This is a genomic window from Nocardia sp. NPDC004722, assembly GCF_053601505.1.
Map to the genome: position 1 here is coordinate 1 of NZ_JBSGBY010000212.1, position 12,397 is coordinate 12,397.

Genomic DNA, 12,397 nt, shown 5'->3' on the forward strand with positions numbered 1-12,397 from the left:
TCATCGCCGCGCAGGCCGCGCTTGCTGAGGCGCACGAGTAGGGTGCGCCGTCCCATCGAACTCGGATGCTGTTCGGGGACCGTCGGATTCATTGCAACCCGGGCCACCGACAGAGGGCTGCCGACAAACCCGGGAGCGGTGTGACCCAAAGCTCAGCAGCCCTGTTAATTTCCACGTTGGCAACCATGCGAATTCGCCAATAAACTCGGTCGCATGGCCAAGACTTTCGTCGGGGCGCGGCTGCGTCAGTTGCGCACCGAGCGCGGACTGAGTCAGGTTTCCCTGGCCAAGAAGCTCGAGATCTCCGCGAGCTATCTGAATCAGATCGAACACGACGTGCGCCCGCTCACCGTACCGGTCCTGCTGCGCATCAGTGAAGTCTTCGGCGTCGACGCCGGCTTCTTCTCCTCCCAGGACGACACCCGGCTCATCGCCGAACTCCAGGAGGTCGTGATGGACCAGGAGCTCGGGGTGGAGGCCGACGCCCAGGAGATCGCCGAAATGGTCTCCGCGCATCCGGGTTTGGCGCGCGCCATGGTGAACATGCATCGCCGCTACCGGAATACGACCGCGCAGCTGGCCGCCGCCACCGAGGACCGTTTCGCCGACGGCAGCGGTTCGGGCGCGATCTCCAAACCGCACGAGGAAGTGCGCGACTACTTCTATCAGCGACAGAACTACATTCACGAACTCGACACCGCCGCCGAGGAACTCACCCATCGCATGCGTTTCCACGGCGGGGATCTCAAGCGCGAGATTCCGCGTCGCCTGGCCGACGCGCACGGCGTGCAGATCGTGGAGCGCATCGACCTGGGCGACGGGCTGCTGCACCGCTACGACACCGCGCAACGCCGCCTCGAGATCGCCCCGCATCTCTCCGGCGGGCAGCGGGTGTTCAAACTCGCGGCCGAACTCGCCTATCTCGAATGCGGTGACCTGATCGAAAAGCTGGTGGCCGAGGGCAATTTCTCCAGCCACGAATCGATCGTGCTCGCGAAACTGGGCCTGGCCAACTATTTCGCCGCCGCGACGGTGTTGCCGTACACCCATTTCCACGAGGTGGCAGAGGATTTCCGCTACGACATCGAGCGCCTGTCGGCCTTCTTCACCCAGAGCTACGAGACCATCTGCCACCGCCTCTCCACCCTGCAACGCCCCAAACTACGCGGCGTCCCGTTCTCCTTCGTCCGCGTCGACCGGGCGGGCAACATGTCGAAACGCCAGTCCGCCACCGGTTTCCACTTCTCCTCCAGCGGCGGCACCTGCCCCCTCTGGAACGTCTACGAAACCTTCGCCTACCCCGCGAAAATCATGACCCAGATCGCCCAGATGCCCGACGGCCGCAAATACCTCTGGGTAGCCCGCACCGTAGAACGCCGAGCCACCCGCTACGGCGAACCCAGCAAAACCTTCGCCATCGGCCTCGGCTGCGAACTCCGCCACGCCGGCCGCACCGTCTACGCCGACGGCCTGGACCTCAACGACCCCAAAGCCACCCCCATCGGCGCGGGCTGCCGAGTCTGCGAACGCTCCAACTGCCCCCAACGAGCCTTCCCACCCCTCGGCAAATCCCTCGACATCAGCGAACACCGAAGCTCCATCTCCCCCTACGTGATTCAGTGAGGCGTCCCGCTCAGAACGGCGCGGGCCGCCACCACTGGTCACGGGTTTCCTCGAAGCCGTGTCCCGGCCAAGAAACCTCGACGACCATCAAATTGCCCGACTGGATATCCGATTCGTAGGTGGCGAGTGTGAACGGGGCGGCCGGGTCCCTGGGCCGGTGCAGGTCCAGGGTGCCGTCGGGAAATTTCCGCGCTTCTACTCGGTCCGTGTGTGCGGCAAGGTAGTTCGCGGCGTCATCCTTGCTTTCGTACTGGGTGTACCACACCATCACACCGTCGGACTGCGTGCAGATGATCTGTTGCAAGGGAACCGGATCCCCGGCCTGGGCCACCACGGTGCCCGTGGCGTGGCAGCGCGCGCCACGCCAGCCCGTGGTTGCCGGATCCGACGAAATGAGATGCCGGAAGCGCGCCGCGATCGGAAAGTGTGCGCCCCAAGGATCCGGCTGCGGGCCCTGCGGGCGCAGGTACTTCCAATAGAAGCCGGCCGCACCGACACCCGCTACGGCCAGCAACCCCAGCGCCAGCAGTAGCACCGACGCCGTTCGCCACCGCGAAGACACCTGTCCCCCTGGTGGATTCGCGGGCGGAATCTCCGGATTCCAGCGTGTTGGCGGCGACGCCGGGGCCGGTGGCCGCGAAAGGCGGACGACTGCCGGAGCCGGCCGGGGCACTGCCGGAGCACGATGCTGTTCCCCCGCAAGGGTGCGACGCGCCGCCATGGCGAATTCGCAACAGCTCGCGAAGCGATCATCCGGCCGCTTCGCCATGGCGCGGGCGATGACCGCGTCGATCGCGGGGTCGATACCGGCGACCACCTCGCTCGCCGCCGGCACGGGCTGCGTCAGGTGCGCGGCCACCATGGCCCCGGGATTGCTCGCCGTGAAGGGCGCATGCCCGGTGAGCAGCGCGAACAGCGTGCAGCCGAGCGCGTACTGGTCGGCGCGATGATCGACCGGCTGATCTGAAAGCTGTTCCGGCGAGACATAAGACAGGGTGGCCAGCAGCGTGCCGGACCTGGTCAACTGCTGCTGATCATCGCGGAGTCTGGCGATGCCGAAGTCGCTCAACAGCACCCGATCGCCGTCGCGACCCGTGGTCAGCAGGATATTGGCGGGCTTGACATCCCGGTGCAGCACGCCGTGCTCATGCGCGTGATCCAGTGCGTCCGCGACCTGTTCGACGATCCGCACGGCCCGCCCCGGTGCCAGCGGTTCACCGGCGAATCGCGCCGCGTCGGGACCGTCGACATGCTGCATGGAGATCCACAACTGCCCGGCATCGGCCCCGCGATCCAGCACCGAGACGATATTCGGATGGTCCAGGCGGGCAGCCACATCGGCCTCGCGCTCGAAGCGCCGCCGCACCTCTTCGTCCGCGTACAGATCATGGTTCAGCAATTTCAGCGCGACCGATCTGGGCAGCCGCGGATGCGCCGCCAGATAAACCGTGCCCATTCCACCCCGACCGAGGATCCGTTCGATCCGATACCCCGCGAACACCGTCCCCGCGACGAGCTCCGCCCCACGCACAGCCGAACCTCTCACCCTGCCGACAATCCGGCTTCACCCTACGGAGCCATCGCCGTCCTTGCGCACCCGCCGGTCATTTCGGAGCGCTCCGCAGGTCTGCGGCATTTCCGGACGACGCTGCCTTGCTGACCGATACGGTGGCCTATTCAGTTCGGAAACAGCGGCCGGAGTTCATCCGAACTCGATAGTGTGAAAATTGAAAAGGCTATCGCTACAGCTGGTTTGACCATTGCGGCCTTGGCTATCTCCGGGGGTACGTCCTACGCTGCGCCGACGCCGGATCCGGTCAAGGTGCAGTCGATTACGCATCCGGCCCAGGATCAGGATGATGTGGGCTATGCGATTGTTCGGTCTGATTCGGATGGAACGGTCACGACAACTCTTACCGGGGGCACGTTCCAGCTCACCGACACCGCGGTGAACATCCTCGACGGAAACGGCATCGTCACTTCCACGATGCCACTCTCGGTGACCATCGACGGCACGGATCAGGTGCTCTCGCTGAACCCCAGCATCGCTGACAACGGCGCACTGGTCGCACACCCGACCGCCACCGCCGTCGCGGCGGGCACCGCCCAAACCGGCAGCGCCAACGCGGCGACCGGCGCGCTCATCGGGGGCATCTTGGGTCTCGTGGTCACCGTCATCAGCATGGGTTTCGGGTTCATGGCGATACCCGCTGGGATCCTGGCCGGCGCGATGATCGGCGGGATGAGCGGCTCCGGGGGGCCGAGCAGCATCAGGCCGTGCTACGTCATCCCGAATACCAACCTGGCGCACTGCTACTGACGAATACGTTGCCAGACTCGGGCCGGGCTCAGCTCACGCTGGCCCGGCTCGCGCCGTATCATGGTCCTGAGCTGCGCGAATGCCTCCCGCAACACGATCGGATCCGGTTGCGGTGAGCAGAAATTCACGCCTACGCAACAGTAGACATCCGAGCTTCATCGAGAGTCATTCCGGCGCAACACTTCCCGTTTACCGTTCCGTCTCACGAATACAGCCGTTGTATACGCGGCGGTATTCGCAAGCGGCGCAGGCGTCGCCGAACACCGTGAAGTGAAGGATCCGCCCCATGCTCGACTCTCCCCGCCGGGACAGGACCACCCGCCTGACGAAGGCGATCATCATTCCGACCGCGCTGGCGCTCTCCGCCGTCATGCTCGCCGGTTGCGGTTCGCGCGACAGCGACACCGCGTCGGGCTCCAATGCCAAGTCCTGCGTGGACACTTCGAAGGACACCATCAAGATCGGTTCGCTACATTCGCTGACCGGCACCATGGCGATCAGTGAGGTGACCGTCGCCAATGCCACCAAGCTGGCGGTCGATCAGATCAACGCCGCGGGCGGCGTGATGGGCAAGAAGCTCGAGGTGGTGCTCGAGGACGGCGCCTCGGACCCGAAGACCTTCGCGGAGAAGGCCGAGAAGCTGGTCAGCTCCGACTGTGTGGCCGCGGTGTTCGGCGGCTGGACCTCGGCCTCGCGCAAGGCCATGAAGCCCAAGTTCGAATCCCTGAACTCGCTGCTCTACTACCCGGTTCAGTACGAGGGCCTCGAAGACTCCAAGAACATCTTCTACACCGGCGCCACCACCAACCAGCAGATCATCCCGGCGCTGGACTACCTCAAGCAGAAGGGCATCACGTCCCTCTACCTGGTGGGTTCGGACTACGTCTTCCCGCAGACCGCCAACCGCGAGATCAAGGCGTACGCCAAGGCCAACGGCATCGAGATCAAGGGCGAGGACTACGCGCCGCTGGGCTCGACCGACTTCTCCACCATCGTCAACAAGGTGCGCAGCGCCAAGGCGGGCGCGGTGTTCAACACCCTCAACGGTGACTCCAATGTCGCCTTCTTCCGCGAGTACGCCAACGCGGGCCTGAAAGCCGCCGACATGCCGGTGGTTTCGGTGTCCATCGCCGAGGAAGAGGTCGGCGGCGTCGGCGTGCAGAACGTCGCGGGCCAGCTGACCGCCTGGAACTACTACCAGACCGTCGACTCCCCGGCGAACAAGGCGTTCGTCGCCGCGTACAAGGCCGCCTACGGCGCCAACAAGCCCACCTCCGACCCGATGGAGGCCGCCTACACCTCGGTCTTCCTGTGGAAGAACACCGTCGAGAAGGCGAAGTCGTTCGCGGTGGCCGACATTCAGAAGGCCGCCGACGGCGTCAGCTTCGACGCCCCGGAGGGCACCGTCGTCATCGACGGCTCCAACCACCACATCACCAAGACCGCCCGCATCGGCGAGATCCACCCCGACGGCCTGATCTACACCGTCTGGGATTCCGGCAAGCCGGTGCAGCCGGACCCGTACCTGAAGAACTACACCTGGGCCGCGGGCCTCAAGTAATTCGGCGGCCGCCGATGAGGGGCGGCTGGTGCGGTTCCGCGTGACTCTCACGACGCGGGCCGCACCAGCCGTACGGCGTTCTCCACCAATAGTGCTCGAGAGGTTTTGATCATGGATGTGGCTGTCGGACAGCTGTTCACGGGGCTGAGTCTGGGCTCGATCCTGCTGCTCGCCGCGCTGGGCCTGTCATTGACCTTCGGTCAGATGGGCGTCATCAATATGGCGCACGGCGAATTCATCATGGCCGGTTGCTACACCACTTTCGTTGTGGAGCAACTGATCTCGTCGACCGGGGTGGCGCTCATCGTGTCGCTGTTCGTCGGCTTCCTGGTCGGCGGCCTGCTGGGCGCGGCCCTCGAGATGGGCCTGATCCGCTGGATGTACGACCGCCCGCTCGACACCCTGCTCGTCACCTTCGGTGTCGGGCTGGTGCTACAGCAGGCGGTGCGCGACATCTTCGGCGCGCCCGCCAAGAACGTGGTCGCCCCGGAATGGCTGACCGGCGGCCTCACCATCGCGGGCACCGTGGTGCCCAAGACCCGCATCTTCATCATGGTGCTGGCAGTGGTCGCGGTGATCGCGCTGGCCACCGCACTCAAGACGACGCCGCTGGGCCGCCGCATCCGGGCCGTGGTGCAGAACCGGAGCCTGGCCGAAACCTCCGGCGTCTCTTCGCGTCTCACCGATATCAGCACCTTCTTCATCGGCTCCGGCCTGGCCGCCGTGGCCGGGGTGGCGCTGACCCTGATCGGCTCCACCAGCCCCACCATCGGGCAGTCGTATCTGGTGGACGCCTTCCTGGTGGTCGTCATCGGCGGCCTCGGACAGATCAAGGGCACCGTCATCGCGGCCTTCGGCATGGGCCTGCTGAATTCGTTCGTCGAGTACTCGACCACCGCGACGGTCGCGAAGGTGATCGTCTTCATCGTGGTCGTGATCTTCCTGCAGGCGCGCCCGCAGGGCCTGTTCACCGTCCGGACGAGGAGCCTGGCATGACCACCATCCAGCGCCTGAGCGCCAACAGCTCACTGAAAGCCCTGGGCGGCTTCGCCATCGCCGCCCTCGTCCTGTTCGTTCTCGCACCCGCCATGCTCACCGACTTCCGGTTGAGTCTGCTGGCCAAGTTCCTCTGCTTCGCCATCGTCGCGGTCGGCATCGGCCTGGCCTGGGGTCGCGGCGGCATGCTCACCCTGGGTCAGGGCGTGTTCTTCGGCATCGGCGCGTACATCATGGCCATGCACCTGCAGATGGCCGACGCCGCCAAGGCGCACGAGGACGTGCCGGAGTTCATGACCATCGCGGGCGTGGACAAATTGCCCTCGTACTGGCAGCCTTTCGCCTCCGCGCCGGTGGCGATCCTCGCCATTCTGGTGCTGCCCGCCGCCATCGCCGCGATCCTGGGTTTCGGTGTGTTCAAGCGCCGGGTCAAGGGCGCGTACTTCGCGATCCTGAGTCAGGCGCTGGCCGCGGCGCTGGCCATCCTGCTGACCGGGCAGCAGACCATCGGCGGCTTCACCGGGTTGAGCGACTTCAAGTCGTTCTTCGGCTTCCGCCTCGACGATCCGGTCAACCGCCGCATGCTGTTCTTCATCGCCGCGGCCACCCTGCTGATCGTGGTCGCGGTGGCGCGCCAGCTGATGCGCAGCCGCTACGGGGAACTCCTTGTCGCCGTGCGTGATCAGGAGGAGCGGGTCCGCTTCCTCGGCTACGACCCGGCCAATATCAAGATCGTCGCGTACGTGGTGGCCGCGTTCTTCGCGGGCATCGCGGGCGCGCTGTTCACCCCGATCGTCGGCATCATCTCCCCCGCCGACATCGGTGTGGTGCCGTCCATCGCCTTCCTGATCGGCGTCGCCATCGGCGGGCGCACCACCCTGCTCGGGCCGGTGCTCGGCGCGATCGGCGTGGCCTGGGCGCAGACCACCTTCTCCGAGCACTTCCCGTCCGCGTGGACCTACTTCCAGGGCGCGCTGTTCATCGTGGTGGTGGGCTTCATTCCGGCCGGGCTGGCCGGATTCGGGCCCATGGCAAAGCAATTGCTGCAGCGCGTCCGGCCCGCGAGCACGCCCGAGAGCGCACCGGAACCGGCCGTCGAGGCGGCGGTCCCGGTCGAACCGGAGATCGTGGAGGAGTCGGAGACGGCAGCCGAGCAGAAGGTGGAAGCACGATGACCACTCCCGAAACGACTCCCGAACCCAAACTCGGCGGCAATGCCGGAATGGACAGCGAGTACCTCGAGATCCGCGGCCTGTCGGTGAGTTTCGACGGGTTCAAGGCCGTCTCCGACGTGGATCTCACTGTCCTGCAGGGCGATCTGCGCTTCCTCATCGGCCCCAACGGCGCGGGCAAGACCACGCTGATCGACGCCATCACCGGCCTGGTCCCAGCGACCGGCTCGGCGCAGAAGACCGGCGCGGAGCTGATCGGCCGCAAGGTGCATCAGATCGCCCGGCTCGGCGTGGGCCGCACCTTCCAGACGGCGAGCGTGTTCGAGCAGCTCACCGTGTTGCAGAACCTCGATATCGCCGCGGGCGCGGGACGTTCCGCGCTCACCCTGCTGCGCCGCCGCAAATCGGTGTTGCCTGCCATCGAGGAGGCGCTCGAGACCATCGGGCTCGGGGACCTGCGCGACAAGCCCGCAGGGGTGCTCGCGCACGGCCAGAAGCAGTGGCTCGAGATCGGCATGCTGCTGGTGCAGAACGCGTCGGTGCTGCTGCTCGACGAACCGGTGGCGGGCATGAGCGCCGACGAGCGCGAGGAGACCGGAAACCTGTTGCGCCGCATCGGCGGTGAGCGGGTGGTGATCGTCGTCGAACACGATATGGACTTCATGCGCGCGTTCGCCAGCTCGGTCACCGTGCTCGCGGGCGGCCGCGTCCTCAGCGAGGGCACGGTCGAACAGGTCCAGGCCGACCCGAAGGTGCAGGAGGTCTACCTCGGCACCGCCGCGGCCGGTGATCTGCCACTCACCGAACCCGCGGTGGCGCAACAGGAATCGGACGACACGAAGGAGGCCGCGGATGCTGGAACTCGTTGACCTACACACCGGCTACGGCCGGACCGAGGTGATTCACGGTGTGTCCCTGACGGTTCCGGACAACGGCGTGGCCGCCATCATGGGCCACAACGGGGCCGGGAAGACCTCGCTGCTGCGTGCTGCGGTGGGCCTGCTGCCCGCCAAGTCCGGGCGCATCCGCTTCGACGGCGACGACATCACCAAGATGTCGCCGTCGCGGCGCGTCAAACGCGGCATCGCCTATGTGCCGCAGGGGCAGCAGAGTTTTCCACAGCTGTCCACAATGGAGAATCTCCAGGTGGTGGCGGACGGCCGCAAACGCGGTAAGGAACTCATCGAGGAATCGCTGACCCTGTTCCCCGCGCTGCGGGAACTGCTGACCCGCAAGGCCGGACTGCTCTCCGGCGGTCAGCGCCAGCAGCTGGCCATCGCCCGCGCCCTCATCACCGAACCGAAACTGCTGATCCTCGACGAGCCGACCGAGGGCATCCAGCCGTCGGTGGTGGCCGAGATCGAGCGCACCATCATCGAACTCACCGCGCGCGGCGGTTTGAGCGTGCTGCTGGTGGAGCAGCACATCGGTTTCGCGCTGCAGGCCGCCCAGCAGTTCTATGTGCTGCGCTCCGGGCGGATCACCTCGTCGGGGGCCGGTGGCGCGGGCGCGGAATCCGCGGTGCGCCTGGCCATGGCGATCTGATCGGACCGACGTGAACGCGCGCAGGGGGCGTATTCCGTTGTCCGAGCGGGTCTATCGATCGCTGCAACGCGATCTCGCGGCCGGGGTGCTGGTGCCGACCGAACGGCTCGGCGAGGAACGACTCGCCGAAACCTACGGCGTCTCCCGCACCCCCGTCCGCGAGGCGCTGGCCCGCCTCTACGCCGACGGCCTGCTGGAACGCCACGCCGACGGCCTCTACCCGTACCGCCCCCGGGTCGACGAGCTGGGTGACCTCTACGAACTCCGAATCGTGCTGGAAGCCAGGGGCATCCAGCGCTTGCAGGGCAGTCCCGCCCGCCCGCCCGAAGCATCGGTCACCAGGCCGCGGCCGGAATCACCCGGCCCCGCCCAACCGCCCACGGCGACCACCCCTTCGACGGTGGCCTCCGCACTCACGGCACAGTCGGCGGCCACCGAACCGTCGGCATCCGGGGCCCAGCCCATGGACGGCGTTCCGGATATCAGCGCGGTGCGGCGTGAACTCGAGACCTGGCGGCGCATTCGCGAGCATCCGCCGGAACCCGGCGCCGTCCTCATCGCCGCCGACGAACAGTTCCACACCACGCTGCTGCAAGCCGCCGGAAACACCGCGCTCGCCGACGCTCTCACCGCGGTGCACGCCCGGGTGCGGCCGGTGCGGGCGCTGGACATGCCGACGCCGGGCCGCATCGCCGCCATGGCCGACGATCACATCGCGATCGCCGAACACGTGCTCAGCGGCGATCTCGACACCGCCCTGCGCACCCTGATGGCGCACCTCACCAGTTCGCGCGCCCATGTCCTGACCCGCGCCCGGCGCGCCCTGGAACTCACCAAACTCGCGCAGGCGGTACGGGAATGAGTCGCCGCGCGCGCCACGTCTGGCGGGTGGCCCAGACAGGGTGTTGACTAGAGGGATGGTGTCGATGGAGCCACGCATTGCCCCTGGTCGTCTGCGCGAACTGGGGCCGGTGAACTGGGTTGTCTGGCAAGCGCTTTCCCGTGCGGCGGGAACAGACGACGCCCACCTGTTCAGCACACTGGGCCGGACCGGCGGCCTGTTCCGTGGTTGGCTGCATTTCTCGGGCCGCCTCATGCCGGGCGGCAAACTGCGCCGCTACGAGTCGGAACTGGTCATCCTGCGGGTCGCCCACCTGCGCCGATGTGATTACGAGATGGACCACCACATCCGACTCGGCCGCCGCGCGGGCGTCACCGCCGAAATCCTGGACCGCCTGCGCGAGGGCCCCGCGGCCGCAGGCTGGACCGACAAGGAACGCGCCCTCCTCACCGCGGTCGACCAACTCGTCACCACCCGCGACCTCGACAACGCCACCTGGCAATCCCTCGCCGCCCACTACGACGAACGCCACCTCATCGAAATCGTCCTCCTCACAAACCAGTACGAGGGCCTAGCCAGCACCATCACCGCGCTACGCATCCAAACCGACCACTAGCCCACCGCCGAGTGGCACATCCTGGAGGCGAATTCGGGCGAATCACCGCCAGGGTGTGCCACTCGGCGATCAACGCTGGAGGCGGTAGACCGGTTGGGTGGCGGGTTCGGGGACGGAGGCGGCCGGTAGGCGGTGGGTGGCGGCCGATTCGGGGCGGTGGGCGAGGCGGGCATGCAGGTGCATGTCGTGCCAGCCATCGGCGTGCAGGCCCGCGCTGCGATTGATGCCCTCGAGGATGAAGCCGGATTTATGGGCCACGCGGCAGGATTGGGCGTTGTGGATGGAATGCCGGAGTTCCAGGCGGTGGAAACCGGCCACCTCGAAGCACCAGCCGACGAGCGCGTCCACCGCGCGCGGCGCGATGCCGCGTCCACGGGCGGCGGGCACCACCCAGTAGGCCACCTCGGCTTCACCGTGCCAGAGTTCCATGTGATGCAGCGAAGCACGGCCCATCAGGCGGCCGGTACGACTGTCCGCCACAGCCCAATTGGCGGCGGTGCCGCTGGTCCAGGAGCGGGCCCAGGAGTCGACCCAATCGGCCGCCTCCTCCAACGTGTCGGCGGTGCGGACATGCCAGCGGCGGATGGCCGGGTCCTGGAAGGCCCCGTACACCTCGGGCCCATCGCGGCGTAGCCACGGCCGCAGCACCAGCCCGTCTCCCACCGGGAGCACCGGCTGCGCTGCCCGCGTGAAGGTTTCGGTGGCGACGATTGCCGGGGCTGCTCGCGGCATAGCTGGAATTCTGCCCGTGATCGACCGGTCCGCGCGGCGAAATTGAGACCATCGTCCCGATCGGTCTGTCCCGGGTGAATTGTCCACGCGGTCAAACAGTGGTCAGGGCCTGCGGTTTTCGATCAGGACGGCCAGTCCGTCCAGCACCCGGGACAGGCCGAACTCGTAGGCGTGATCCGCGTCGTAGGCGCTGTCGTGCGCCTGTCCGGCTACCGCGCCGACCCGGGCCGCCAGGGGATAGCGGTCGGTATCGAAGACCCGCGCCAGCAGCGGGGCCGCGCGCTCCCACCAGTCACGGTCGGACTGCCCGCTCTCGGCCGCGGCCCGCGCGGTGTCGATGGCCAGCTGCGCGGTCGAGGTCACGAAGCCCAGCACGTAGGTGAGGGCCGCATCCATCTCGAGATCACCGAGGCCGAGTCCGTCGAAGGCCCGCAGCTCGTGGTCGTACTTCGCGGCGACGCCGGGACCCAGCGGCGGGCGGGTGGTGGGCAGGTAGGCCACCCACGGATGCGCCTGCAGCAGTGCGCGATTCTCGGCGGCGATGGCGGAAACCCGCTCTCGCCAGGGCATTTCACCGAGATCCCGGCGCGGCATGCGCTGATAGACAGTGTCGAGCATGAGGTCGAGGAGTTCGGCCTTGCCGGGCACATAGGTGTAGGTGGCCATGGGCGTGATGCCCAGTTTCGCCGCCACCGAGCGCATGGTCAGGGCGGCCAGGCCCTCGCTGTCGGCGATGTCGAGGGCCGCCGCGATGACGGCGTCGAGGGTGGTGCGCTGTTTGGGCCCGCGGGCCGGGCCACCGGATCCGGGGACGCGCCACAGCAGTTCCAGCGTGCGTACCGGGTCGCCCGCGCTGCTGCGTTCCCCGTTTCTTCCGGCCATTCGCCTCACCTCCGCCGCCGATCGTATCGGTGTGCCGGTCGTCACCCCGACACCGATGGCGGTGAGCTCGTCGCGGGTATTGCGCAGCCAGGCCAGGAAGGTGTCGACC

General features: G+C 67.2%; 12 protein-coding genes. 9 read left to right on the forward strand and 3 right to left on the reverse strand.

Annotated features, from left to right (window positions below):
* Window positions 1-213 precede the first annotated feature (213 nt).
* Window positions 214-1,623, forward strand: a complete 1,410-nt coding sequence (gene ramB, locus ACWELQ_RS21320; protein WP_452398791.1) for an acetate metabolism transcriptional regulator RamB — start codon at window positions 214-216, stop codon at window positions 1,621-1,623.
* Between the two features lie 10 nt (window positions 1,624-1,633).
* On the opposite strand, the gene ACWELQ_RS21325 is transcribed toward ramB, so the two are convergent.
* Window positions 1,634-3,154: a serine/threonine-protein kinase gene (locus ACWELQ_RS21325; RefSeq protein ID WP_452398792.1), complete on the reverse strand. Its 1,521-nt coding sequence runs from the start codon at window positions 3,152-3,154 to the stop codon at window positions 1,634-1,636.
* Window positions 3,155-3,391: 237 nt separating this feature from the next.
* Between ACWELQ_RS21325 and ACWELQ_RS21330 the strand changes: the two genes are divergently transcribed.
* From ACWELQ_RS21330 to ACWELQ_RS21365, 8 genes are all read left to right on the forward strand, one after another.
* Entirely contained in the window at window positions 3,392-3,943 is a 552-nt protein-coding gene (locus ACWELQ_RS21330; RefSeq protein ID WP_452398793.1) for a hypothetical protein, read from the forward strand.
* A 286-nt stretch (window positions 3,944-4,229) separates the two neighbouring features.
* On the forward strand, window positions 4,230-5,504 hold the full coding sequence (gene urtA, locus ACWELQ_RS21335) for an urea ABC transporter substrate-binding protein (protein WP_452398794.1): 1,275 nt from the start codon (window positions 4,230-4,232) through the stop codon (window positions 5,502-5,504).
* A 111-nt stretch (window positions 5,505-5,615) separates the two neighbouring features.
* On the forward strand, window positions 5,616-6,500 hold the full coding sequence (urtB, locus tag ACWELQ_RS21340; protein ID WP_452398795.1) for an urea ABC transporter permease subunit UrtB: 885 nt from the start codon (window positions 5,616-5,618) through the stop codon (window positions 6,498-6,500).
* On the forward strand, window positions 6,497-7,675 hold the full coding sequence (urtC, locus tag ACWELQ_RS21345) for an urea ABC transporter permease subunit UrtC (protein WP_452398796.1): 1,179 nt from the start codon (window positions 6,497-6,499) through the stop codon (window positions 7,673-7,675). The genes urtB and urtC overlap by 4 nt, the downstream gene beginning before the upstream one ends.
* Window positions 7,672-8,541 carry an urea ABC transporter ATP-binding protein UrtD gene (gene urtD, locus ACWELQ_RS21350; protein WP_452398797.1) on the forward strand — a complete coding sequence of 290 codons (870 nt, stop codon included), beginning with the start codon at window positions 7,672-7,674 and terminating at the stop codon, window positions 8,539-8,541. The genes urtC and urtD overlap by 4 nt, the downstream gene beginning before the upstream one ends.
* Window positions 8,525-9,217 (forward strand): urea ABC transporter ATP-binding subunit UrtE, encoded by a 693-nt coding sequence (gene urtE, locus ACWELQ_RS21355; RefSeq protein ID WP_452398798.1) that lies wholly within the window; start codon window positions 8,525-8,527, stop codon window positions 9,215-9,217. Before urtD ends, urtE begins: the two co-directional genes overlap by 17 nt.
* A gap of 10 nt (window positions 9,218-9,227) precedes the next feature.
* A complete protein-coding gene (locus ACWELQ_RS21360; protein ID WP_452398799.1) occupies window positions 9,228-10,079 on the forward strand; it encodes a GntR family transcriptional regulator in 852 nt (283 codons plus the stop codon).
* 64 nt (window positions 10,080-10,143) lie between these two features.
* Entirely contained in the window at window positions 10,144-10,674 is a 531-nt protein-coding gene (locus ACWELQ_RS21365; protein WP_452398800.1) for a carboxymuconolactone decarboxylase family protein, read from the forward strand.
* Window positions 10,675-10,743: 69 nt separating this feature from the next.
* On the opposite strand, the gene ACWELQ_RS21370 is transcribed toward ACWELQ_RS21365, so the two are convergent.
* Window positions 10,744-11,406, reverse strand: coding sequence for a GNAT family N-acetyltransferase (locus ACWELQ_RS21370; RefSeq protein WP_452398801.1), 663 nt, complete (start codon window positions 11,404-11,406; stop codon window positions 10,744-10,746).
* 102 nt (window positions 11,407-11,508) lie between these two features.
* Window positions 11,509-12,288 carry a TetR/AcrR family transcriptional regulator gene (locus tag ACWELQ_RS21375; protein ID WP_452398802.1) on the reverse strand — a complete coding sequence of 260 codons (780 nt, stop codon included), beginning with the start codon at window positions 12,286-12,288 and terminating at the stop codon, window positions 11,509-11,511.
* Between the last annotated feature and the right edge of the window lie 109 nt (window positions 12,289-12,397).